The 23,308-nt window shown below is 58.3% G+C and carries 21 protein-coding genes; 10 read left to right on the forward strand and 11 right to left on the reverse strand.

Translation table 11 applies throughout. The features are described from left to right. The first annotated feature begins 265 nt into the window (after window positions 1–265). Window positions 266–1,612, forward strand: a complete 1,347-nt coding sequence (gene argA, locus ACYVB2_RS07395) for an amino-acid N-acetyltransferase (protein ID WP_382430015.1) — start codon at window positions 266–268, stop codon at window positions 1,610–1,612. Here the strand turns inward: argA and ACYVB2_RS07400 are convergent. From ACYVB2_RS07400 to ACYVB2_RS07425, 6 genes are all read right to left on the reverse strand, one after another. Beyond that, window positions 1,599–2,126: a disulfide bond formation protein B gene (locus ACYVB2_RS07400; protein WP_382430013.1), complete on the reverse strand. Its 528-nt coding sequence runs from the start codon at window positions 2,124–2,126 to the stop codon at window positions 1,599–1,601. The two genes, argA and ACYVB2_RS07400, sit on opposite strands and share 14 nt — an antisense overlap. A gap of 49 nt (window positions 2,127–2,175) precedes the next feature. Continuing rightward, complete coding sequence (locus ACYVB2_RS07405) at window positions 2,176–3,300, reverse strand: sulfate/molybdate ABC transporter ATP-binding protein (protein WP_382430011.1); 1,125 nt, start codon at window positions 3,298–3,300, stop codon at window positions 2,176–2,178. Window positions 3,301–3,311: 11 nt separating this feature from the next. Then, a complete protein-coding gene (cysW, locus tag ACYVB2_RS07410) occupies window positions 3,312–4,226 on the reverse strand; it encodes a sulfate ABC transporter permease subunit CysW (RefSeq protein WP_382430009.1) in 915 nt (304 codons plus the stop codon). Continuing rightward, a complete protein-coding gene (gene cysT / locus ACYVB2_RS07415) occupies window positions 4,223–5,116 on the reverse strand; it encodes a sulfate ABC transporter permease subunit CysT (RefSeq protein ID WP_382430007.1) in 894 nt (297 codons plus the stop codon). Before cysT ends, cysW begins: the two co-directional genes overlap by 4 nt. 3 nt (window positions 5,117–5,119) lie before the next feature. Next, window positions 5,120–6,124 (reverse strand): sulfate ABC transporter substrate-binding protein, encoded by a 1,005-nt coding sequence (locus tag ACYVB2_RS07420; protein WP_382430005.1) that lies wholly within the window; start codon window positions 6,122–6,124, stop codon window positions 5,120–5,122. A gap of 140 nt (window positions 6,125–6,264) precedes the next feature. Beyond that, window positions 6,265–6,864: an RBBP9/YdeN family alpha/beta hydrolase gene (locus ACYVB2_RS07425; protein ID WP_382430003.1), complete on the reverse strand. Its 600-nt coding sequence runs from the start codon at window positions 6,862–6,864 to the stop codon at window positions 6,265–6,267. Window positions 6,865–7,096: 232 nt separating this feature from the next. Here ACYVB2_RS07425 and ACYVB2_RS07430 point away from each other — a divergent pair, with 232 nt between their 5' ends. After that, window positions 7,097–8,692 carry a methyl-accepting chemotaxis protein gene (locus tag ACYVB2_RS07430; protein WP_382430001.1) on the forward strand — a complete coding sequence of 532 codons (1,596 nt, stop codon included), beginning with the start codon at window positions 7,097–7,099 and terminating at the stop codon, window positions 8,690–8,692. A 24-nt stretch (window positions 8,693–8,716) separates the two neighbouring features. On the opposite strand, the gene ACYVB2_RS07435 is transcribed toward ACYVB2_RS07430, so the two are convergent. Then, window positions 8,717–9,631: a LysR family transcriptional regulator gene (locus tag ACYVB2_RS07435; protein WP_382429999.1), complete on the reverse strand. Its 915-nt coding sequence runs from the start codon at window positions 9,629–9,631 to the stop codon at window positions 8,717–8,719. A gap of 127 nt (window positions 9,632–9,758) precedes the next feature. On the opposite strand from ACYVB2_RS07435, the gene ACYVB2_RS07440 reads away from it, so the two are divergent. The 5 genes from ACYVB2_RS07440 to ACYVB2_RS07460 all read left to right on the forward strand — a co-directional run bounded on the left by ACYVB2_RS07440 (window position 9,759) and on the right by ACYVB2_RS07460 (window position 15,648). Then, a complete protein-coding gene (locus tag ACYVB2_RS07440) occupies window positions 9,759–10,382 on the forward strand; it encodes an FMN-dependent NADH-azoreductase (RefSeq protein WP_382429997.1) in 624 nt (207 codons plus the stop codon). 201 nt (window positions 10,383–10,583) lie between these two features. Next, the gene (locus ACYVB2_RS07445) at window positions 10,584–11,984 is read left to right on the forward strand and encodes an FAD binding domain-containing protein (protein ID WP_382429995.1); all 1,401 of its coding nucleotides are present in this window, start codon (window positions 10,584–10,586) and stop codon (window positions 11,982–11,984) included. Further along, window positions 11,981–14,248: a molybdopterin cofactor-binding domain-containing protein gene (locus ACYVB2_RS07450; RefSeq protein WP_382429993.1), complete on the forward strand. Its 2,268-nt coding sequence runs from the start codon at window positions 11,981–11,983 to the stop codon at window positions 14,246–14,248. Before ACYVB2_RS07445 ends, ACYVB2_RS07450 begins: the two co-directional genes overlap by 4 nt. Further along, the gene (locus ACYVB2_RS07455; RefSeq protein ID WP_382429991.1) at window positions 14,229–14,711 is read left to right on the forward strand and encodes a hypothetical protein; all 483 of its coding nucleotides are present in this window, start codon (window positions 14,229–14,231) and stop codon (window positions 14,709–14,711) included. The genes ACYVB2_RS07450 and ACYVB2_RS07455 overlap by 20 nt, the downstream gene beginning before the upstream one ends. Continuing rightward, window positions 14,704–15,648, forward strand: a complete 945-nt coding sequence (locus tag ACYVB2_RS07460) for an XdhC family protein (RefSeq protein WP_382429989.1) — start codon at window positions 14,704–14,706, stop codon at window positions 15,646–15,648. The genes ACYVB2_RS07455 and ACYVB2_RS07460 overlap by 8 nt, the downstream gene beginning before the upstream one ends. A 13-nt stretch (window positions 15,649–15,661) precedes the next feature. Here ACYVB2_RS07460 and pgsA read toward each other — a convergent pair whose 3' ends face one another. Further along, entirely contained in the window at window positions 15,662–16,231 is a 570-nt protein-coding gene (pgsA, locus tag ACYVB2_RS07465; protein ID WP_382429987.1) for a CDP-diacylglycerol--glycerol-3-phosphate 3-phosphatidyltransferase, read from the reverse strand. A 41-nt stretch (window positions 16,232–16,272) separates the two neighbouring features. Further along, a complete protein-coding gene (gene uvrC / locus ACYVB2_RS07470; RefSeq protein ID WP_382429985.1) occupies window positions 16,273–18,228 on the reverse strand; it encodes an excinuclease ABC subunit UvrC in 1,956 nt (651 codons plus the stop codon). Window positions 18,229–18,351: 123 nt separating this feature from the next. On the opposite strand from uvrC, the gene ACYVB2_RS07475 reads away from it, so the two are divergent. From ACYVB2_RS07475 to efp, 3 genes are all read left to right on the forward strand, one after another. After that, on the forward strand, window positions 18,352–19,185 hold the full coding sequence (locus ACYVB2_RS07475; RefSeq protein WP_382429983.1) for an NADPH-dependent oxidoreductase: 834 nt from the start codon (window positions 18,352–18,354) through the stop codon (window positions 19,183–19,185). A gap of 50 nt (window positions 19,186–19,235) precedes the next feature. Continuing rightward, a complete protein-coding gene (gene earP / locus ACYVB2_RS07480) occupies window positions 19,236–20,327 on the forward strand; it encodes an elongation factor P maturation arginine rhamnosyltransferase EarP (protein WP_382429981.1) in 1,092 nt (363 codons plus the stop codon). Window positions 20,328–20,465: 138 nt separating this feature from the next. Further along, window positions 20,466–21,020, forward strand: a complete 555-nt coding sequence (gene efp / locus ACYVB2_RS07485; protein ID WP_382429979.1) for an elongation factor P — start codon at window positions 20,466–20,468, stop codon at window positions 21,018–21,020. An 88-nt stretch (window positions 21,021–21,108) separates the two neighbouring features. On the opposite strand, the gene rimO is transcribed toward efp, so the two are convergent. Together rimO and phaR are read right to left on the reverse strand one after the other, a co-directional pair. Next, a complete protein-coding gene (rimO, locus tag ACYVB2_RS07490; RefSeq protein WP_382429977.1) occupies window positions 21,109–22,500 on the reverse strand; it encodes a 30S ribosomal protein S12 methylthiotransferase RimO in 1,392 nt (463 codons plus the stop codon). Between the two features lie 114 nt (window positions 22,501–22,614). Beyond that, window positions 22,615–23,175 carry a polyhydroxyalkanoate synthesis repressor PhaR gene (gene phaR / locus ACYVB2_RS07495; RefSeq protein WP_382429975.1) on the reverse strand — a complete coding sequence of 187 codons (561 nt, stop codon included), beginning with the start codon at window positions 23,173–23,175 and terminating at the stop codon, window positions 22,615–22,617. Between the last annotated feature and the right edge of the window lie 133 nt (window positions 23,176–23,308).

A 23,308-nucleotide genomic window follows, 5' to 3' on the forward strand; every position in this document is an offset into this window, starting at 1 on the left:
TTTGGAGGGGGGAAGCAGAGGTAGAAGCAGTCAAGGCAGCGACTTTTTAGAGAATCGCCAATTATCCCAGCCTGTCTTACTGTAAGGGTGGTTTGCCCAAATCTTCACTTTTGGTAGCAAATTTGGTACGAGCACACACCGGTGTATGGCGGCAGCGCGACAAAGGCCGCTGGGTTGCATCGCCCATACCGCTGAATTCGTAGAGAATCGCCCATTATTCCAGCCCCTTGCTGGTTTTGCCTGATTGACCTTTTTTGAAACCCGCATGTCCACTGTCTTCAATTTCACTTTCGTGCCCTGGTTCCGGTCTGTGGCGCCTTACATCCACATGCACCGGGGCAAGACCTTTGTGGTCGGCCTGGCAGGCGAAGCGATTGCAGCGGGCAAACTACCCAGCATCGCGCAAGACTTGGCCTTGATTCAAAGCATGGGCGTCAAAATCGTGCTGGTGCATGGTTTTCGGCCCCAAGTGAATGAGCAACTCCACGCCAAAGGCCATGAAGCCCGTTATTCCAACGGCATCCGCATCACTGACGAGGTGGCGCTAGACTGCGCCCAAGAAGCCGCTGGTCAATTGCGCTACGAGATTGAAGCGGTGTTCAGCCAAGGGCTACCCAATACGCCCATGGCAGGCTCCAAAGTGCGAATGATCTCGGGCAACTTCATCACGGCCCGGCCTGTGGGTATCGTTGATGGTGTGGACTTTAAGCACTCGGGGCTGGTGCGCAAGGTGGATGTAGCCAGCATCACACAATCGCTGGATTTTGGCGCGATGGTGTTGTTGTCGCCCTTTGGTTTCTCACCCACCGGAGAAGCGTTCAACCTGACTATGGAAGAGGTTGCCACCAGTGTGGCGATTGAATTGCAGGCCGACAAGTTGATTTTTCTGACCGAAGTGCCCGGCATCCGCGTTCACCCCGACCAGCCCGCCAGCGAAGACAACCCGATTGATACCGAATTGCCACTGGACACGGCCCAGGCGCTGCTCAAGCAACTGCCCCCAGCCCACCAATCTACCGATACTGGCTTTTACTTACAGCACTGCGTCAAGGCCTGCAAAGGGGGCGTCGAGCGCAGCCACATCCTGCCCTTTGCTACCGATGGGGCACTGCTGCTGGAGGTGTACGTCCACGACGGCATAGGCACCATGATCGTCGATGAAAAGTTGGAAGAACTGCGCGAAGCCAGTGCTGACGATGTGGGTGGCATCTTGCAACTGATTGAGCCGTTTGAACGCGATGGCACATTGGTAAAACGTGACCGCACAGAAATTGAACGTGACATTGAAAACTACACCATCATTGAACACGATGGTGTGATTTTTGGCTGTGCTGCCCTGTACCCTTATCCCGAAGCCAAAACCGCCGAGATGGCCGCCGTCACGGTATCACCGCAAAGCCAAGGAACTGGCGATGGTGAAAAGCTGCTCAAGCGCATTGAACAACGTGCCCGTGCAATGGGCCTGAGCAGCATTTTTGTGCTGACCACCCGCACCATGCACTGGTTTATCAAGCGCGGTTTTCAGAATGTAGACCCCGACTGGCTGCCCGAAGCACGCAAACGCAAGTACAACTGGGATCGGCGCAGCCAAGTGCTGGTCAAGAAGTTGTAACGTGGTTGCTGCGGCGCAGCAAAGCCACAAGCAGCGCCGTCAGCACTATACTGAAACCAGCAAAACCAACAAACGACCAGTTGGCAATCGACCCTCCCAAGAAAGTCCAGTCGATCACGGTACAGTCGCCCGACCCACGGAAGATCATGGGCAATGCGCGGCTAATGGGGTAGTTCTCAATCATGCCGTAAAAATCACGGCCACAGGTAGCAATCTCGGGGGGATACCACTGCAACCAACTCTGGCGGGCGGCAGTAAAGGCACCAAAATCGGCGGCCAGCAAGCCCGCCACCGACCAACCCATTTGCCAGCCTCTGCCATCGCGCAAACTGGCTATGCCAGTGGTCACAGCCACTAGCACCAGCGCATAGCGTTGCACGATGCACATGGGACAAGGCTCCAGCCCCAACCCATGTTGGAGATAAGCGCCAAAAGCCAGCATGGCAACGCAGATGGCTGCGATAGAAACCAGCACCCGGCGCGATACACCGGCCAAGCAGTTCAAAAAACCCATATCTATCCTTGTGGCTGCCACAGGGGGGCCACCCACCAAGGTAGCCCGGTTAAATGTTGGCAGCGTGGTCTAAAAACACGCGCGCACGCCGGGGTGTGACAACCAGCGTCTCGCCTTCACGCAGCCCCATCTCCTTGAACTGTTGCGCCGGAATTTGCGCTTCAATCAGGGCTTCGGGGGCTGCATTGTCTGCGGGTTTGGCATCGTCCAGCGCAATAAGTTCCAACCGGGCAATCGGCCCCACCACAATGGCACGGCTCAATTGCGCCACGATGCCGCGTGCGCGCCCCTGTGCATCCAACCCAGCACCGGTAACGTAACGCTCCACGTCCAAATCGTGCGGACGCACATAGGCAAAAGCCTTGGCATTTTGTGCTGCACTGTGCTCGGGCGAGTCCAGCGCCATGCCCTCCAGATGCACCAGCCCTTCGTGGGCACGGCCATGGAACAGATTCACATCACCCAAAAATCCATACACAAATGGGCTGGCTGGATGCTCCCACACCTCTTGTGGCGAGCCACTTTGCTCAATCTTGCCCTGGTTAATCACCACCACGCGATCGGCCACTTCCAAGGCTTCTTCTTGGTCGTGGGTAACGAAAATACTGGTGACATGCAGCTCATCGTGCAGGCGGCGCAACCAGCGGCGCAATTCTTTGCGCACTTTGGCATCCAAAGCACCAAACGGCTCATCCAACAGCAGCACCTTGGGTTCAACCGCCAAGGCACGGGCCAAGGCAATACGCTGGCGCTGACCACCCGAGAGCTGCGAGGGATACCGATCGGCAATCCAATCGAGTTGCACCAGCTTGAGCAAGTCGGTGACTTTTTTCTTGATCTGGGCTTCGCTGGGGCGCTCATTGCGCGGCTTGACGCGCAAGCCAAAGGCCACATTCTCAAACACCGTCATGTGCCGAAACAACGCATAGTGCTGGAACACAAAGCCCACACCCCGGTCACGCACATGGACATCGGTGGTGTCTTCACCCGAGAAATGGATGCTGCCCACATCAGGCGTCTCCAGCCCAGCAATGATGCGCAGCAAAGTGGTCTTGCCGCAGCCCGATGGCCCTAACAATGCGATCAGCTCGCCAGAATCAATGTCCAGACTGACATCACGCAGCGCCTGAAAGGTGCCAAACTGCTTACTGATATTGCGGATTTGAATGCTCATGGTGTGTTCTTTCAGCGCGCCGTGGGGGCTGTGGCTGGTGTGGGGCGCTCAGGGGGCAACTCTGCTGCTGCTTTTAGCGCCTGTTCGTTGCGCCACTCGGCCACCGACTTGATCACCAGCGTTATCAGCGCCAGCAGGGCCAACAGCGAGGCTGCCGCAAAGGCGGCCACCGACTGGTACTCGTTGTACAAGATCTCTACGTGCAAAGGCAGGGTGTTGGTCTGGCCCCGGATATGGCCCGACACGACCGACACCGCACCAAACTCGCCCATTGCACGGGCATTACACAAAATGACGCCATAGAGCAAACCCCATTTGATATTGGGCAAGGTGACATGCCAAAAGGTCTGCCAACCGCTGGCCCCCAACACAATGGCGGCCTGCTCCTCGTCGTTGCCTTGTGCCTGCATCAACGGGATCAACTCACGGGCAATGAACGGAAACGTTACAAAAATGGTAGCCAACACAATGCCAGGCACAGCAAAAATGATTTTGATGTCGTGCTCTTGCAACCAAGGGCCAACCCAGCCTTGGGCGCCAAACATCAGCACATAAACCAGCCCGGCCACGACCGGCGAGACCGAAAATGGCAGATCGACCAGCGTGGTTAAAAACGCCTTGCCCTTAAATTCATACTTGGCAATACACCAAGCCGCCGCCACACCAAAAACCAAATTGAGCGGCACGGCAATGGCCGCCGCAATCAAGGTCAGTTGGATAGCCGACCAAGCGTCAGGCTCGGTCAGACCAGCCAGATAGGCGCCCATGCCCTTGCGCAGCGCCTCGGTAAACACCGCCGCCAACGGCAACACCAAAAACAACAGCACAAAGGCCAATGCCACGCCAATCAATGTGTAGCGTACCCAAGCGGCTTCAGTGGTGCCCGCTTGGGCGCGGCGCACAGTACGGGTAGGGGCAGCACTCATGCGGGGGCTCCAGCGTGGCGGCGCTGCCAAGCTTGCAGCGCATTGATAATCAGCAGCAAGGTAAAGGAGATCAGCAACATCACCACAGCCACAGCGGTGGCCCCAGCATAGTCGTACTGCTCCAACTTACCAATGATGATGAGCGGCGTGATCTCGGAGATCATGGGCATATTGCCTGCAATGAAAATCACCGAGCCATACTCCCCCACCGCACGGGCAAAGGCCATCGCAAAGCCGGTCATCAGGGCTGGAGTGACGGTGGGCAAAATCACTTTGTAAAAAATTTGCCAGCGCGTTGCACCCAAGCTAGTGGCTGCTTCTTCGAGTTCTTTTTCTGCATCTTCCAGCACCGGCTGCACCGTGCGCACCACAAAGGGCAGACCAATAAAAATCAGGGCAATCACAATGCCCGCAGGCTTGAAGGCCAACTGGATACCCAGCGGCTCCAAATATTGGCCGATCCAGCCATTGCCGGCCAGCAGTGCTGTGAGCGAAATACCGGCCACTGCTGTGGGCAGGGCAAAGGGCAGATCGACCAGTGCATCAACGATTTTTTTGCCCGGAAACGGATAGCGCACCAGCACCCAAGCAATCAGCAAACCAAACACCAGATTGACCAGTGCTGCCAGTAGCGAGGCACCAAAGGTGAGTTGGTACGAAGCCACGACACGGGGCGAACTGATGGCCTCCCAAAATTGGGGCCAAGTGAGGGAAAAGGTTTTGAACAACAGCGCCGATAGTGGAATCAGCACAATGATGCTGAGATAAAACAGCGTGTAGCCCAAGGTCAGGCCAAAGCCGGGCAACACCCGTTTGGCTTTGCCCGAAGCACGGCGAGGCGCAGCAGCACCCGCCGCACCCAGCGGTGCGGGAGACGTGGCAATGCTCATGACTTACTTAGCGCCGGGCGTGTAGAGCTTGTCGAACTGCCCACCATCGTTAAAGTGGACTTTTTGCGCCTCTCCCAACGAACCAAAATACTTGGCTACCGTAAATTGTTTGATTGGCTTGAAGGTAGCGGCGTGCTTTTTGAGCACGGCTTCAGAACGCGGGCGCAGTGCGTGTTTGGCGGCAATCTCTTGCGCTTCGTCCGAGTAGAGATAGTTCAGGTAGGCTTTAGCCACGTCAGCAGTGCCTTTTTTGGCGACAGTACGCTCAACCACGGCCACTGGGTTTTCGGCCACGATGCTGGCCGAAGGATAGACCGCATCCACCTTGCCTGCACCAAATTCACGGTCAATTGACAACACTTCAGATTCGAAGGTGATAAGCACATCACCAATGTTGCGTTGCAAGAAAATAGCCGTGGCATCGCGCCCGCCCTTGCCCAACACTGGCACGTTTTTGTAGAGTTTGCTGACAAACTCCGCCGCTTGGACATCGGTGCCGCCCTTTTCACGCACGGCGCCCCAGGCGGCCAGATAGGCATAGCGGCCATTGCCGCCAGTTTTGGGGTTGACCACAATCACCTGTACGCCGGGCTTGGTCAAATCATCCCAGTCTTTGATGTTTTTGGGGTTGCCATTGCGCACCAAAAACAGCATGGTGGAAGTGGTGGGGGAGGCATCGTGCGGAAACTTTTTGGCCCAATCTTTGGCTACGACGCCAGTGGATGCCAAAAATTCGATATCGGTGGTGGTGTTCATGGTCACCACATCAGCGGCCAAGCCATCATTGACAGCGCGTGCTTGGGCGCTGGAGCCGCCGTGGGCTTGGTCAATCTTCACGTCCTTGCCCGTGGTTTTTTTGTAGTGGGCCACAAAAGCAGGGTTGTAATCTTTGTAGAACTCACGCGCTACATCATAGGAAGCATTGAGCAGCGTTGTCTGTGCCGAGGCCATGCCACCGACTGCCAGTGCGGCTGCCGCCAAAAGGGACTTGAGTTGGAAAGAAGTCATGGTACAGGTCACATTGGAAGCCAAAGATGGCAGGATTCTGCCGCAACCATCTTCAAAACCAAAAGAACATATTTTTGTTAATTTATCTATCAAAAAGAATATAAAGAAGCCTACTGTTGGCGTCTAGGGGCTTCTGGTCATCAACCCGCAGAGACCCTGACAGTACCGGGATCTGCCGCCACCGCAGTCCCACCCCAATCCAATGCCCCTGTGAGTGATTGCAACAACGCCATCCCTAGCGGCCATTCGCCATAACCCGACTCCACATTGATATGACCTGCATTTTGCAGCCGCACAAACTCGCTGCCCCAAGCACGGGCATAGGCGCCCGCTAGACGAATCGGGCAGTAAGGATCGTTGCTGCTGGCTACCACTATGCTGCGATAGGGCAGCGGTGCATAAGGTACCGGCGCAAAATCGCTCAGGATGGCACGCCGTTCTGGATCGGCGGGAGCCACCAATAAAGCCCCTTGCACCCGTGCTGATGCCTCTGGCCCCATATGAATGCTGGCAATACAACCCAAGCTGTGTGCTACCAACACTACCGGGTGTGGTGCCGCCAGCACGGTTTTCTCTAACTGGCCCACCCAGGCTGTGCGTGCAGGGGTGATCCAGTCGTCCTGCACCACACGGGAGGCGCCATCCAGACGCTGTGCCCACAAGGTCTGCCAATGGCCGGGGCCAGAGTCGCGCCAGCCAGGAACAATGATGGTTGAGATACGGGAAGTCACGCTTGCCATTCGGGAAAGGTTGCCATAAAGGCCATTCTGCGATGCCAGCTTTAAAACCCAAAAGAATATATTTCTCTTAATTCATAATAAAAACATCTTATAAAGGTGCCGCAGCACCATAACGCAGCATCCGGCCCAGATAGCTACCTTGCAATACCCCTGATAGCCAAACTGCGCTGCAAGATCGGAACAAATCACCGACACTGCCTTCTATACCCGTCCACACTCAAGAAAGATACTTATGCAGACATGGAAAATCAGCCAGCGCCTGATGGCAGGCTTCGGTCTGGTCATTCTGGTGTTGTTGGGCATGTCGGTCTACAGCGTGTATATCGCGCGTGGCATCGATGCGGCCTTAAGTGCCAACGCCAGCCAAAATGTGATCATTCAGCGGGCCGCCATCAACTTTCGGGGATCGGCGCACGACCGCTCCATTGCGCTACGCGATGTAGTGCTGGCCCCAGACGAGGCATCACGCCAAAAGGAGCTTCAGGCCATTGAGCAACTGGCGGCCTTTTATGCTGCTTCGAGCACCCAGCTCGACACCGCGCTGCAAGCGGGCAAAGACATCCCCACCGAAGTGGGCACTTTGCTGCAAGCCATCAAAGAGATTGAAGTGCGCACGGTGGCTACATCACGCAAAGTCATCGAACGGATGCAAGCGGGCGACCGTGCCGGTGCCGAAGCCCTGCTCTGGGCCGAGGCCAAGCCCCAATACACACAATGGCTGGCAGCCATCAATCGGTTGATCGATTTTGAGGAAAAACGCATCATCCAAAACAGCCAGTTTGCCAACCATGAGGCAGGGCAATTTACCGGCATCATGTTGGGTATCACGCTACTGGCAGTGTTGATCAGTGTGGGGGTAACGACCACGGTATCGCGTAGCATCAACCATGAACTGGGTGCCGAACCCAATGAAGTGCGGGCCGTAGTGCAGGCCATCCAGCATGGCGACCTCACAGTGGCAGTGCCCGTGCGCCCCGATGACACCAGCAGTGTGATGGCTGCTGTGCGTGACATGCAACAGCGCATCCATACCTTGGTGGCGGCAGTGCGTGACAACATCCAGCAGTTGCGCGCTACCAGTGCCGATATTGCCAGTGGCAACCAACACTTGGGCACCCGCACCGAACAGACGGTCTCTAGTTTGGAGACCACCGCCCACAGCATGGATCAGCTCACTGCCACGGTGCGCCAAAGCACCGAGTCGGCCCAGCAGGCCAACACCTTGGCCAGCACCGCCGCCAACTCCGCCAGCAAAGGTGGTGTGGTGATGCAGCAAGTGGTGGAGACAATGCAGGAAATCCACCACAGCAGCCAGAAAATTGGCGACATCATTGGCGTAATCGACGGCATTGCCTTCCAAACCAACATTCTGGCCCTGAATGCGGCTGTAGAGGCAGCACGCGCCGGCGAACAAGGCCGCGGCTTTGCAGTGGTGGCCACTGAAGTGCGCAGTCTGGCAGGGCGCAGTGCGGCAGCCGCCAAAGAAATCAAACAGCTGATCCAAGCCAGTGTCGAGAAAGTCAATTCTGGCACCCAACTGGTCGCCGATGCGGGTACGGCGATGGGCGAGATCGTGCAAGGCGTACAGCGCGTCAGCGGCATGATTGGTGAGATCAGTGCAGCGGCTGTGGAGCAAAGCGAAGGCATCTCACAAGTCAATCTGGCCGTGGGCCAGCTCGACCAGATGACGCAACAAAATGGCGCACTGGTAGAACAAAGCACGGTGGCTGCTGCCAACTTAGAGGCCCAAGCCCAGCAACTGGCCAATCTGGTGGCGGTGTTCAAGGTGGATGGGGCACACACCCACACCCTGCGCCTAAATGCCTAAACCACACTGGCGCTCAACCAGCCCTCACACAGGGGGCGACCTCAAACGCCCGGGGATGCCCTGCTCCAAGTAGTCCAAAAAACTGCGTACCGCTGGAGCCAGCCCCCGGCGCGACGGAAACACCGCATGGACAATGCCCGGTGTGGGCGCCCATGCAGGCAGCACCTGCACCAAACGGCCATCGCGCATCTCCTCGTAGCACATATAGTCGGGCAACCAGCAAATGCCTGTGCCGGCCAAGGCGGCAAACTTGAGCGTTAGCAGATCATCGGCTACATAGCGGGGATGGTGGTGCAGCACTTGGTCGGCACCCTCTGGGCCACTCAGGTGCCAAATGGCACGACCGTCAGGGGCCGACATGGCTATGCTGTCCATGCGCAGCAAATCTGTCAAGGTGGTGGGTGTTCCTTGGCGCTGAAGCAGGGCTGGGCTGGCTACCAGTACCTGCCGGGCCATATCTAACCGCTTAATGACCAGAGTGCCACTGTCCTCCAGCGAGGAGCGTACGCGCAGCGCCACATCCACCCCTTCTTCGATCAAATGGATAGCCCGGTTGGTGACTTGCATTTCTACCCGCACCAAAGGATGACGGGCCAGAAACTCGGGCATTAACTCTCCCAGCACGGTTTGCGCCAGCGTGACCGGACAACTGATACGGATCGTGCCACGCGGCGCGGTTTGCACTTGGCTCACCACCTCTTGGGCCGCTTGGGCTGCTTCGCGCAGCGCCTGGCAATGGCGCAGGTAGGCCTCGCCCACCTCGGTCAGTGAGAGCTTGCGGGTGGTGCGCTGTAACAACCGTACGCCCAATTGGTTTTCTAACTCCGATACCCGGCGGGACAAACGTGATTTGGGAATACCCAAGGCCCGCCCAGCTGCAGCAAAGCCACCACGCTCTACCACTTCGGCAAAGTACAACATGTCATTGAGGTCTTGCATAGATGGGGCTCACTGTTCCAAAAATAGAACTAATCAACCCAATTTTGCCTACTTATCACGCCACTAGAACCCAATGACAATTCATCCCATCGCTGCCACTGGTGGCCTCCTTATTGAAAGACACACTATGCAATTGCTGCACATCGATTCCGCTATCACTGGTGCTGGCTCTGTTTCGCGCCAATTGACGGCTCAAATTGTGGATGCTTGGAAAACTGCCCATATCAATACTGAGGTAAGTTACATTGATTTGGTGGCAGACGCGCCTGGTCATTTCACGATGGATGCTATGGCCCCCCGCACTGGACAAACCGAGGGGTTGAGTGAAACACAACAGCGCGAAAACGCTGTCTCGGAGCGGCTGGTCAGCCAGTTTCTGGCTGCCGATGTGGTGGTGATTGGTGCTCCGTTCTACAACTTCAGCATTCCCAGTCAACTCAAAGCCTGGGTGGATCGTATTGCCCAGCCGGGCCGCACTTTCCGCTATACCGCCAACGGCCCCGAAGGGCTGGCTCAGGGCAAAACCGTGATCATCGCCTCGACCCGTGGCGGTATTTACTCAACCAGCGAAGCTGGTCAAGCGATGGAGCACCAAGAAAGCTACCTGCAAACTGTACTGGGTTTTTTTGGTGTGACCGATGTGCGCATCGTGCGGGCCGAAGGTGTGGCGATGGGTGATGCCGCCAAAGCACAGGCACTGGAGCTTGCCACCCGCGATATCGCTGCTGCCGTCCAAGGATCTGCGGCTTAAAAGCCTCAGCACCTCCCATACCGCTCGGCTGCTGCTGCGCAGGCACCATGTTCTACCCCGGCCTTGCGCCGGGTTTTTGCTACGGACAATGCCCAACACAGGGCCAATCCCTCTGGCTGCTCTAGGCCGCACCTGCTAGGCTGGACAACAATCAGAATGGGCACTCCATGCAGTGCCTCTGCTGCTTGTCAAGGTGCTTCCATGTCCAGACCCCTGATTCTCAATGCCACCACCGTTGCGTTACCCACCGACGAAGGCACCAACCTGCTGAGCTTTCTGCGCCAGCACCACGGCCTCACGGCCACCAAATTGGCCTGTGGTACGGGTGACTGCGCTGCGTGCTTGGTGCTACTGGGCGAAATCCCGGCAGGCCAAACCCAACCACATTACCAAGCCGTCAACAGTTGTTTGCTCAGTACCGGCCGCGTGGCAGGCTGCCACCTGATCACGCTAGAGGGGCTGAACCTCGCCACACCCACACTGGTGCAGCAGGCACTGGCAGAAGAGGGCGGCATCCAATGCGGCTATTGCACCCCAGGACTGGTGGTGGCCCTCACCGCAGCCCTGCTCAACGGTGAACAGCCAGCCGCCGCCGTGGCAGGCAATCTTTGCCGGTGCACGGGGTATGGTGGCATCCGACGGGCCTGCACCCGGCTAGAGCCACTCTCTGGGCCACCCGCAGGCCAGCTGCCAGCCTTGGCAGACAGGGGTCTGCTATCGCCAGCAGTGGCCCAAGCCGGCCAACGGCTCCAGCCACACCCCTCCATCCCCGCACCCACCCACGGCGCTGCACCAGCCTGCACCATCGTGGCGGGCGAAACTGACCATACCGTACAGCAAGCACACCACCGCGCCAACACCGTACAGCCTTGGTTGCGCTTGCAGCAAATTGTTGAATGGCAACAAATTCAGGCCGATAGGCATTGGTTGCACCTGGGCGCAGCCGTCACCATAGCGCAATGCCAGCATGAACCACTGATTGCCGCAGAGTGGCCAAATCTGCCGGTTTTTTTGGATCGCTTTGCCTCGCCCAGCATCCGCCGCAGCGCCACCATCGGGGGCAATCTGGCCAATGCCTCACCCATTGCCGATCTGGCCGTGGTGCTGCTAGCACTGGGGGCAGAATTGAGTCTGCAATCCACCAACGGGATACGCCGGCTGCCGCTAGCGCAGTTCTATCTGGCATACCACCGCACCGCCTTGCAAGCTGGCGAGCTGATCTCACACATCCACATCCCCCGTCAGCCAGGGCGACGCCTGCACTGTGCCAAAGTGAGCAAACGCTGGCTGGACGATATTGCGTCGGTCAACAGCAGCATGGCAATTGATGCGGGGACAGAAGGGCAGCTAGGCACTGTGCAGCTCAGTGCTGGGGGCGTAGCACCTTATCCACTGTGCCTGCACCGCACTGCTGCAGCTTTGAGCGGTCAGCCCCTGACTGCCAACACGCTGCACACAGCCCTCGCCGTCATGGATACCGAAATCGCCCCCATCGACGATGTGCGCGGTAGCACCCAATACAAGCGCCGCCTGTTGCACCATCTGTTGCTGGATCACCTGCAAGCGTTGCACCCCACCCTGCGTTGGGAGGAACTCACATGAGCACCGCCCCCCTTTTGCCATCCAGCTTACAAAATTTGGCCCAAGGCAAAACCCGCTTTACCAGCGACCTGTCACTGCCCCAAGGCTGTTTACACGCGCTACCCGCTACCTCGCCGCATGCCCATGCCCGCTTCAGCCAGATCGACAGTGCCGCCGCTTTGGCAGTGCCAGGGGTACGGGCCATCCTTACCGCCGCCGACATCTTGAGACGCAATGACATCAGCAACCTGGCCCATGACGAGCCGCTGCTGGCAGAGCAAGAGGTGCACTGCGTCGGTGAACCCTACGCGCTGGTGGTGGCCGACAGCATAGAGGCCGCGTGGCAAGGTAGCCACTTGGTTACTGCCGACTGGACGCCACTGCCTGCCTGCCTAGATATGGCTTCGGCCTTGGCTGCTGGAGCCTTGCTACAACCACCCCGCACCTTTGCGCTAGGCGATGTTGATACAGCGTGGGGCTGCTGCGCCATTGTGGTCAGTGGCACAGTAGAAATCGGCTCAGCCGAGCATCTTTATATGGAAACCCAATGCGCCTTGGCACTGCCGCGCGACGACGGTGGGCTGCTGCTGCACAGCGCCACCCAGTCACCCAGCGGCGTACACAAGGCCGTAGCCACCATCACCGGGCTGCCCATGCACGCGATTGAGGTAGTGGCAGGCAGGTTGGGTGGCGGTTTTGGTGGCAAAGAGGAGCAAGCCACACTCTGGGCCTGTTTGGCCGCCTTGGCTGCACAGCGCCTGCAACAGCCCGTACGCCTGTGGCCCGACCGCAGCGACGACATGCGTATCACTGGCAAACGCCATCCATACCAAGCCCACTTCAAGTTGGGACTGGATGCCAATGGGCGCTTTGTGGCCTACGAGGCCCAACTGTGGCAAAACGCAGGCTGGTGTACCGACTTATCCCCAGCCATTCTGGAACGCTCCCTGTTCCACGCCACCAATGCCTATGCCATCCCCCATGTGCGGGTCACGGCCCACAGTTGCCGTACCCATTTACCCTCCAATACGGCGTTTCGGGGGTTTGGAGCACCACAGGCCATCTTTGTGATGGAGTCGGCCATCCGCGCCGCTGCCCACCAATTGCGTTGCCCCCCAGAGACACTCCAAGCGCGCAATCTGCTGCGCGATGGCGATGTTTTTCCTTATGGCATGTGTGCCCAGCAACCCAAGGCCGAGGCCAGTTGGCAAATGCTGGCCCGAGAAAATGGCATCGCCACCTGCCGCCAACGCATCACGGCTTGGAATGCCACCCAACCCCGCTACCGCAAAGGGATGGCCGTGGTGCCAGTGTGTTTTGGCATTGCCTTTACGGCGACACTGCTCAACCAAGCGCAGGCGCTGGTGCATGTTTATACCGATGGCTCGGTAGCCGTAACTACCGGAGCGATAGAGATGGGCCAGGGCGTGCATGGCAAAGTGCAGCGCATCGTGGCCGAGACTTTGGGCCTGCCTGTGGCCCAAGTGCAAGTGATGCCCACCAGCACCCTGCGCGTAGCCAATGTTTCACCCACTGCCGCCAGTACCGGTGCCGATCTCAACGGCGGCGCAGCCCGCCAAGCCTGCCTCGACATTCTGCAACGGCTGCGGCCTGTGGCTGCTGCGCTGCTGAACGCCCCAGCAGCAGAGGTGATGTTTTTGGAAGGCCATGCCCATGCCCAGCAAGCGCGCGTGCCATGGAACGAGCTGATTGCCCAAGCCTACCGCCAGCGCATCCATTTGTCGGCATTGGCCCACTACGCCAGCGCCAACCTGCACTTTGACCCGCAGCGCAACCAAGGCCAGCCCTTTGCCTACCATGTGTATGGCACCGCACTGATGGAGGCTACCGTGGATGTGCTGCTGGGCACGGGGCGCATTGATGCTGTACGGGTGGTACACGACATTGGGCACAGTCTAGACGCCAGTACCGACCGGGGGCAAATCGAAGGGGCCATCGTGCAAGGTATGGGCTGGATGACCAGCGAAGAAATCCGTCATGACAGCCAAGGCCGCCTACTCACCGACAACCTCGCCAGTTACAAAATTCCCGATTTAGACAGCTCCCCACCGATAGAGATCGAATTCCTGCCCCACAATGGCGGCCCCGCAGGCATACTGCACAGCAAGGCCGTAGGCGAGCCGCCTCTGGTGTATGGTTTAGCCGCCTACTTTGCGCTGCAAGATGCCATCACGTCTTGGCAACCGCAAGCCGCGGCAGTGTTTCGTGCGCCACTCACCTCCGAAGCTATTTTTGGCCTATTGCATGGCAATGACCCCCCTTGAACGGCTGCGTATCGGACTGGTATATGGCGCTGGCGATCTGGCAGCAACATCCATTTTGGGCACGCCCCAGCTGTTGCGTGCTTTGGGCATTGGCTTGGTAGGCGCTGTGTTGTATGCCCCAGAAATTCGGGCATATTTTGCTTGGATTGAACGCCGCTTTGCCCACCAGCCCCAGCACTGTGGGCGCTGGCAACGTGCTGCGTTAGGATGGCTGTGGTTCAACCCGTTGTGGATTGCCCGCCACACTTGGCTATTGCGCCTATTGGAAGGGAGGATAGCCGACTTGCACACTGGCGTACTGCTCACAGGTGCTTTTTCTTTTGTCTGCAATGCCCCACTGGCCCTGACCGCCAACTACTTGATACAAAACCGCCTTGCACCACCGCACCGCGTGGTGGGTAGTGCCGTCTTCTCGGCAATGATGGCCGTGTATTACGCTTGGAGCGAGGTCTGGTTTGGCTGAAATCGATCTCTGGCATGCCGTTGTGCAAGAGCTGGCCGCGCACCGCCCCGTGGTGCTAGCTGCCGTGGTACACAGCCAAGGCAGCTCCCCTGGCAAATCAGGTGCTCTGCTAGCCATAGGACGGCATGGGCCGCTGGCTGGCACTGTGGGTGGGGGGCAGGCCGAATACCTCACCATTCAACAAGCCCAACCCCTGCTCACCACAGGCCATACAGTCGTGCAGCGTTTGCACCAAATACACCGCTCGCACACGCCATCCACCTCTGGCATGGTTTGCGGCGGCAGCCAAACGACCGTCCTGGCCCTGTTGGAGCCCAACCAAATGGCGGACATCCAACATCTCATCGACCAGCTCCATGACCAACAGCCTTTTGCATGGCAACTCTCCCCCCAAGGCTGGGCACCTGCCCCCCCCCATGCCCAGCCTAGCTGGGTGGACACAGATGCGGCACATTGGGTCTATACGCACCACTGTGGCACCGAAGGCGAAGTCTGGCTGGTTGGTGGTGGTCATGTGAGTTTGGCGCTCTCGGCCCTGCTGGTGGGGGTGAACTTCCGGGTGGTGGTCTGCGAAGAACGACAAGGCATCACCACCTTGGCCGCCAACCACCATGCCCACGCCCAGCTCAACCTGCCTTACGAGGCACTGGCCCACACCATCCCCGATGGAACACTGGTTTTTGTGGGCATCATGACCCACGCTTGGGAGCGCGATGCGGCGGCATTGACAGCACTGGAAGGCAAGATGCTGGGCTATCTGGGGTTGCTGGGCAGCACCGCCAAAATTGCCCGCATCCTAGGGCGCAAACCACGCCCAGCATTTTTTCATGCCCCCATGGGGCTGCCCATTGGCAGCCACACCCCGGCAGAAATTGCCATCAGCATTGCGGCAGAAATGATCTCGCGGCGCCACCAATTGCGCCACTGTTTGGCCTAAACGCTTGCACTGCCTATTGCTGCACTCTGGCACGAATTTCTGGCAGTGCCTTTTGCAAGTAATACACCATAGACCACACGGTAAGCACGGCAGAAATCCAAATCAGCCAAGTGCCCCAAACACCGGTATCGACCAACCCCAACAACTGCCCATCGTAGAGCAGGAACGGAATCGCCACCATCTGCACCGTTGTCTTGAGCTTGCCCAGCATGTGCACCGCCACACTCTTGCTGGCACCGATCTGGGCCATCCACTCACGCAAGGCCGAAATCGCAATCTCTCGGCCAATGATGATGAGCGCCACAAACACATCGGCGCGCTGCAAATGCACCAGCACCAGCAAAGAGGCGCACACCAAAAACTTGTCGGCCACTGGATCCAGAAACGCGCCAAAGGAAGAAGTTTGGTTGAGTTTGCGCGCCAAATAGCCATCGAGCCAATCGGTGGCTGCAAACAACACAAACATCACTGTGGCCAGCAAATTGCGCGTGGCCAAATCGAACGGCGCATAAAACACCCCGACGATCAAGGGTATCGCGACAATGCGCGTCCAGGTCATGAGGGTGGGGATAGTCCAGAACATGGCCGCGATTGTGTCATGCCAAGGTGTCGCCACAAGGACAATCAGCGCAGTGCCTGATAAATCGTTTCGGCCAAGGCGAGCGAAATACCCTCCACCGTCGCCAAATCTTGCACGCTGGCTGCTGCCACCCCACGAACACCACCAAAACGCTGCAACAACCGGGCACGCCTTTTAGGGCCAATACCAGCAATATCTTCCAACCGGCTGCCGCCAGTGCGCACCTTGGCGCGTGCGGCACGCATTCCTGTGATGGCAAAGCGATGTGCCTCATCGCGAATCTGCGCCACCAACATCAGGGCCGCAGAATCTGCGGCCAGCGCCAGCTTAGAGCGGCCATCGGCAAACACCAGCTCCTCTAGCCCCACTTTGCGGCCCTCGCCCTTCTCGACCCCAACGATGCGCGATACATCCAGCCCCAGCGCCTCAAACACGGCCTGCGCTACCTTGACTTGCCCCTGCCCACCATCTACCAGCACCAGATCGGGCACACGGGCCGATGTGGGTGCCGTATCGGCGCCATCGGCCTCATCATGCTGGGCTTGTGCCAGCTTGCTGTAGCGGCGCATGAGTACCTGGCGCATGGCCGCATAGTCATCGCCGCCAGTAATACCGTCGATTTTGTAACGGCGGTATTGGCTGGGCTGCATCTGGTGCCCCTGAAACACCACGCACGAAGCTTGGGTTGCCTCGCCCGCCGTGTGCGAGATGTCAAAGCACTCAATGCGCAACTGCGCCACATCGGCCAACGGCAAATCCAGCACTTGGGCCAAGGCGCTGGTACGCGCCTGTTGCGAGCCTTCTTCAGCCAGCAGCCGAGCCAATTGCAGCTCGGCATTGTGTTGCGCCATCTCCAGCCAAGTACGGCGCAAACCACGCGGCTGATGCACCGCATGGACACGCTGGCCATTTTGTTGCGACAGCAATTGCAACAAGGGGGCTGCTAGCGGCATGGGCAGTACCAACACTGGCGGTACTGGCACGCCCAAATAATGCTGCGCCATAAAGGCATGCAACACCTCAGACGCCACACCAGCCTCCTCAGGCCGCTCTGCCTCTGGCAAAGCCAGTGCCGTAGCCTCTTGTACCTGCACGGGAAAATAAGCCCGATCGCCCAAATGGCGGCCCCCACGCACCATGGCCAAATTAACGCAAGCCCGCCCACCCTGCACACGCACCGCCAAAATATCCACATCCCGGTCATCTGTGGTAGAGACCGACTGCTGCTGCAACACCTGCGACAACGCCGCAATCTGGTTGCGCAACTCTGCCGCCAGCTCAAACTCCAGCCGCTCGGCATGGGCCATCATGCGTTGTTGCAACTGCGCCAGCACTGTGTCGGCCTCACCACGCAACAAGGCTTGGGCATCGGCCACATCACGGGCGTAATCTTCGGCAGAGATTTTGTCTACGCACGGGCCACTGCAACGCCTAATCTGGAACAGCAAACAAGGCCGAGACCGGTGGTTAAACACCGTATCTTCACAAGTGCGCAGCCGGAACACCTTTTGCAGCAGCTCAATCGTTTCTTTCACCGCCCATGCGCTGGGATAGGGGCCAAAATAGCGGTGCTTGTTATCGACCGCCCCCCGGTAGTAAGCCAACCGGGCAAAACGCTGCCAAGGCGGCTCTCCGTGGCCGTCGTGCGCTGTCACGCCGGTCAGTTGCAGGTAGGGATAACTCTTGTCATCACGAAACAAAATGTTGTAGCGCGGCTGCAAGGTCTTGATGAGGTTGCTTTCCAGCAACAACGCCTCCGCCTCCGAACGCACCACCGTGGTCTCTAACCGGGCAATTTTTCCCACCATGTGGCCGATGCGGGTGCCGTCCCAGTTTTTCTGAAAATAGCTGGCTACACGGCGCTTGAGGTGCAGCGCCTTGCCCACATAGAGCAGCCCGCCCTGGGCATCAAAATAACGGTAAACGCCCGGCAAGGCGGGCAAGGCCGCTACCTGCGCCAACAACTCGGGGGGATGCACAGCAGCAACATCATCAGACATAACCGCTATTGTGGCCTGCCACAGTAAGACTGTGCGCTATGCAGGGCATAGGCTTATATCTGCAAGCATTGGCCCATATCGCTACAGTGCGAGGCTTGTGCCTACTCTTGGAGTTTTCCTTCCATGTCTGTCCCGTTGCCTCAATACCTGTCCATCCGCTACGGCGCCCACGCCCCCGATCTACAGGCACCCGATGCAGCCTTGCCCATACTAGAGCAGATTCTCAGCCACCGCTCTGTCCGCCATTTTCTACCCGATGCCCTGCCCGAAGGCACGCTAGAGACATTGATAGCCGCTGCCCAATCGGCGGCCACCTCCTCCAATTTACAGGCTTGGAGTGTGATTGCGATTGAAGCCCCCGAACGCCGGGCCCAACTGGCAGAACTGGCAGGCCACCAAGCCCATGTGCGCCAAGCGCCGCTGTTTTTGGCTTGGCTGGCCGATGTTTCACGCATTGAACGCATCGCCCAATACCAACAACAACGTGCCGAAGGCGTACAGTACCTCGACACCACACTGCTTGCCGTCATTGATGCCGCGCTGGCAGCACAAAATGCCGTGCTGGCCGCCGAAGCACTGGGTTTGGGCACGGTATATATCGGTGGCCTGCGCAATCAGCCCGAGGCCGTTGCCCAGTTGCTGGGCACACCCGCAGGCGTCTTTCCAATATTTGGTCTGGTGGTAGGCCAGCCCGACCCCACTGCCCGCCCAGCTGCCATCAAACCCCGGCTGGCACAAAGTGCTGTATTGCACCGCGAACGCTACCAAGCACCGCAAAGCCTTGAAGATGAAATTGGCGACTTTGACCAGCGCCTGGCCGCCTTTCAAGCAGCACAGGGCATGCCCGCCAGCCAGTGGAGCCAGCAGGTAGTCACACGGCTACGTGATGCTGCAGCCCTGCATGGCCGCGCCCAACTGTCCCAATCCCTGCAACGGGCGGGTCTGTCCTTGCGCTAAACGACACAAGCCACAGCCGCGACAATCGCTCACCAAGGAGCTGCCTACCAATGCAATGGGATATTTTTTGTCAGGTCATAGACAACTTTGGTGACATTGGCGTGTGCTGGCGTCTGGCCTGCAATCTGGCTACACAAGCACAGCAAGTACGCCTTTGGACAGACGATGCCAGCGCCTTGGTTTGGATGGCCCCTGCGCAAGGCCATACCAACATACAGGTGCGTGCGTGGGGCAGTGGCCTCCTGCCGAGTGACGCCCCCAGCGATGTGTTGGTCGAGGCGTTTGGCTGCGAGATCGATACGCCCTTTATCGCACAGGTGGCAGCACAGACCCAACGCAATGGTCACGCACCGCCGGTATGGATCAACCTTGAATACCTCTCTGCCGAGCACTACGTCGAGCGTTGCCACCGCCTACCCTCGCCCGTGCAGCATGGCCCGGCCAGCGGCTGGACAAAATGGTTTTTTTACCCTGGCTTTACTTCTGCCACTGGCGGCCTGTTGCGCGAACCCGACCTGCTACAACGCCAAGCATGTTTTGACCGGGCGGCTTGGCGCCAAGCCCATACCCCCCAACAAGGCCTGCCAGCACCAGCACGCTGGATCAGCCTCTTTTGCTACGAACCCGCAGGCCTACCCGCGCTGTTGACCCAATGCCAACAGAGCGCCCCCTCCCACACCCACCTGCTGCTCACACCCGGACGGGCAACAACAGCCGTGCAATCGGCCCTGGCAACGTCTGCCTGCCCCGCCAGCGGCCAGCTCACCCTCACCACGCTGGCGCCCGTCACCCAGCCCGCCTTTGATGAAATGCTCTGGGCCTGTGACTTGAACTTGGTGCGCGGCGAAGACTCGCTGGTGCGTGCCCTCTGGGCAGGGCAACCACTGGTCTGGCACATCTACCCACAACACGACAATGCCCACCACGCCAAGCTGCACGCCTTTTTAGACTGGCTGCATGCACCGCCCTCCTTGCGCCAATTTCATGCCGTCTGGAATGGTTTGATCGACGCGCCCTTGCCAACTATCACCACCGCACTGCTAGAAGAATGGGCAGCCTGCGTGCAGGCCGCCCGCAAACAACTCCTGCAACAAGAGGATTTGTTGACCCAGCTTCTAGGGTTTTGTACGGCTCAACGCTAAAATCTCTGGTTTTGCGCAATCGGGCTGGCTACGTTGTTGTACCCGGCGCCGCGCACCCTTGCCGCCGAACCTGCTCCGGCGCGGCCTGCCAGCCGCCCCTTGCGCGCGTAGAGCGGCCCCAACCCCTGCAAATCTCCTATGAAAATCGCTCAAGAAATCCGCGCTGGCAATGTCATCATGCACGGCAAAGATCCTATGGTCGTGCTGAAAACCGAATACGCCCGTGGTGGCCGTGGTGCTGCTACTGTGCGCATGAAGCTCAAGAGCCTGATCGGCAACTTCGGCACCGAAAACGTGTTCAAGGCCGACGACAAGATCGACAACGTCATTCTGGACAAGAAAGAGTGCACCTACTCTTACTTTGCCGACCCTATGTACGTCTGCATGGACACCGAGTACAACCAGTACGAAGTTGAAGCCGAAAACATGGGCGACTCGTTGAACTACCTCGAAGACGGCATGACCGTTGAAGTAGTGTTCTATGACGGCAAGGCCATCTCTGTCGAACTGCCCACCACCGTGGTGCGTGAAGTCACTTGGACTGAACCCGCCGTCAAGGGCGACACCTCTGGCAAAGTGCTCAAGCCTGCCAAGATTGCAACCGGCTTTGAAGTGCCTGTGCCACTGTTTGTCAGCCAAGGCGACAAAATCGAAATCGACACCCGCACTGGCGAATACCGCAAGCGCGTTTAAACCAAACTGGCCTGCCCAGCAAAAAGGCTTCCCTGTGGGAAGCCTTTTTTTCATGGGCGGAACATACGGCTTCCGCGATGCACGGCACTCAGAACGGCTGCCCCACCAAATCGTGTCCACGCACGCCCACAATACGCGCCTTGGTAAATTCTCCCACCTTGAGCTGCTTGCTGATCTTTTCGGGAGGCAACAATTGCACGGTGCCGTCAATCTCGGGTGCATCGGCATAGCTGCGGCCCACACCACCTTTACGCCCTAACGCAGGGGCGGAATCCACCAACACCTGCATGGTGGCACCAACGCGGCGCTGCAAACGGGCAATCGACACTTCTTCTGCCACCGCCATAAACCGCGCCCGGCGCTCCTCGCGCAGTTCTAACGGCAACATGCCAGGCAACTCGTTGGCTACAGCGCCCTTCACATCGCTGTAGGCAAAACAGCCTGCACGGTCGATCTGCGCCTCGCGCAAGAAATCCAGCAGGTGCTGGAACTCCTCTTCGGTTTCTCCCGGAAACCCCGCAATGAAAGTGCTGCGAATCACCAAATCGGGACAAGCTTCGCGCCAGCGTTGGATACGCTCCAGATTTTTCTCACCACTGGCAGGACGCTTCATGCGCTTGAGCACCTCTGGGTGACTGTGCTGGAACGGCACATCCAGATAAGGCAGCACCAAGCCTTGGGCCATCAGCGGAATGACCTCATCTACACTGGGGTAAGGATAAACATAGTGCAAACGCACCCAAGCGCCATACGGCTTGGCAATTTCGCCCAGTGTTTGCACCAACTCCAGCATCCGTGTCTTGACCGGCTTACCATCCCAAAAGCCCGTGCGGTACTTGACATCGACACCATAGGCCGATGTGTCCTGGCTGATCACCAACAACTCTTTCACGCCACCAGCAAACAGCGCCTTGGCCTCCGACAACACATCGCCCACCGGACGCGAAACCAAATCCCCGCGCATCGACGGGATGATGCAGAAGGTACAACGGTGGTTGCAGCCCTCACTGATTTTCAGGTAAGCGTAATGCTTGGGCGTGAGCTTGAGGCCCGCCACACCAAAGCCACCGGGCACCAAATCGACAAACGGGTCGTGGGGCTTAGGCAGGTTCTGGTGCACAGCGTCCATCACCTCTTGGGTCGCATGGGGGCCAGTCACGGCCAGCACGCTGGGGTGCATCTCGCGCACCAAGTTGCCACCCGTGTCACCCGCACGGGCACCCAAACACCCCGTCACGATAACCTTACCGTTTTCGGCCAGTGCCTCGCCAATGGTGTCTAAGCTCTCCTTCACAGCATCGTCAATAAAGCCACAGGTATTGACGATGACCAAGTCGGCCCCATCAAAAGTTTTGGAAGTCTGGTAACCCTCGGCGCTCAATTGCGTGAGGATCAGTTCGGAGTCGGTCAATGCCTTGGGGCAGCCCAAGCTGACAAACCCGATTTTTGGAATTTTGGCGGGGGATGAAGCTTCAATCATCCCCGTATTGTCCCAGCATTGCATCCCAACAGGCGCAGCAAGGTCAGTAAAAGCCGCCCAAAGCTCCTCAGGCTTTCAGCAGCCCCCATTCCGGGGGCTGACACACCGCCAACCTCAACGCTTCAAGCCCAACACACCCAGCATTTGCTCCGTTTGCTGCTGCATCTTTTCCTGCATCTGCGTAAACATGCTGCGCGACTGCTCGGCATAGTTGCCCATCAGCCCCTGCATCATTGGCGACTGTGCGCTCATGAACTGCGCCCAGATTTCAGGGGTAATGCTCTGGGACTGTTCGGCCAGCTTGGTCTGCATGTCGGTAAAGAGTTGCACATTCTTTTCCAAATAGCTGCCCATAAAGCCCTGCATCGCATGACCATAGACCCGGATGATGTTGGACAGAACCGCCTCGGTAAACAGCGGTGCGCCACCCGCCTCCTCTTCCAGAATGATCTGCAACAAAATGCTGCGGGTAATGTCCTCACCCGTCTTGGCATCACGCACCACCAAATTCTGGTGCTCCATGACCAACTGTTTCACCTCTGCCAACGTGATATAGGCCGAGGTATCCGTGTCGTAAAGGCGTCGATTGGGGTATTTTTTAATCACACGCTGTGCCAGCTTGGGGGCAGCAGACACTGTTTTCTCTTCTTGCACTACGCAGACTCCTTGGGCCATCACGCCCCTCTATCTCAATTGCACTGCAAGCAATTCTAGGCTGCTGCCACAGCAGACCCGTTGCCGATACCCCTGCACCACCACCGAGCACCATCACGCATTGCAGACTTGCACACCAGCGCAGTGGGCACGA

It is taken from the genome of Giesbergeria giesbergeri (assembly GCF_054779375.1).

Coding starts and splice junctions, on each gene's coding strand:
- argA (WP_382430015.1), top strand. CDS start 266: ATGTCCACTGTCTTCAATTTCACTTTCGTGCCCTGGTTCCGGTCTGTG.
- ACYVB2_RS07400 (WP_382430013.1), bottom strand. CDS start 2,126: ATGGGTTTTTTGAACTGCTTGGCCGGTGTATCGCGCCGGGTGCTGGTT.
- ACYVB2_RS07405 (WP_382430011.1), bottom strand. CDS start 3,300: ATGAGCATTCAAATCCGCAATATCAGTAAGCAGTTTGGCACCTTTCAG.
- cysW (WP_382430009.1), bottom strand. CDS start 4,226: ATGAGTGCTGCCCCTACCCGTACTGTGCGCCGCGCCCAAGCGGGCACC.
- cysT (WP_382430007.1), bottom strand. CDS start 5,116: ATGAGCATTGCCACGTCTCCCGCACCGCTGGGTGCGGCGGGTGCTGCT.
- ACYVB2_RS07420 (WP_382430005.1), bottom strand. CDS start 6,124: ATGACTTCTTTCCAACTCAAGTCCCTTTTGGCGGCAGCCGCACTGGCA.
- ACYVB2_RS07425 (WP_382430003.1), bottom strand. CDS start 6,864: ATGGCAAGCGTGACTTCCCGTATCTCAACCATCATTGTTCCTGGCTGG.
- ACYVB2_RS07430 (WP_382430001.1), top strand. CDS start 7,097: ATGCAGACATGGAAAATCAGCCAGCGCCTGATGGCAGGCTTCGGTCTG.
- ACYVB2_RS07435 (WP_382429999.1), bottom strand. CDS start 9,631: ATGCAAGACCTCAATGACATGTTGTACTTTGCCGAAGTGGTAGAGCGT.
- ACYVB2_RS07440 (WP_382429997.1), top strand. CDS start 9,759: ATGCAATTGCTGCACATCGATTCCGCTATCACTGGTGCTGGCTCTGTT.
- ACYVB2_RS07445 (WP_382429995.1), top strand. CDS start 10,584: ATGTCCAGACCCCTGATTCTCAATGCCACCACCGTTGCGTTACCCACC.
- ACYVB2_RS07450 (WP_382429993.1), top strand. CDS start 11,981: ATGAGCACCGCCCCCCTTTTGCCATCCAGCTTACAAAATTTGGCCCAA.
- ACYVB2_RS07455 (WP_382429991.1), top strand. CDS start 14,229: ATGGCAATGACCCCCCTTGAACGGCTGCGTATCGGACTGGTATATGGC.
- pgsA (WP_382429987.1), bottom strand. CDS start 16,231: ATGTTCTGGACTATCCCCACCCTCATGACCTGGACGCGCATTGTCGCG.
- uvrC (WP_382429985.1), bottom strand. CDS start 18,228: ATGTCTGATGATGTTGCTGCTGTGCATCCCCCCGAGTTGTTGGCGCAG.
- ACYVB2_RS07475 (WP_382429983.1), top strand. CDS start 18,352: ATGTCTGTCCCGTTGCCTCAATACCTGTCCATCCGCTACGGCGCCCAC.
- earP (WP_382429981.1), top strand. CDS start 19,236: ATGCAATGGGATATTTTTTGTCAGGTCATAGACAACTTTGGTGACATT.
- efp (WP_382429979.1), top strand. CDS start 20,466: ATGAAAATCGCTCAAGAAATCCGCGCTGGCAATGTCATCATGCACGGC.
- rimO (WP_382429977.1), bottom strand. CDS start 22,500: ATGATTGAAGCTTCATCCCCCGCCAAAATTCCAAAAATCGGGTTTGTC.
- phaR (WP_382429975.1), bottom strand. CDS start 23,175: ATGGCCCAAGGAGTCTGCGTAGTGCAAGAAGAGAAAACAGTGTCTGCT.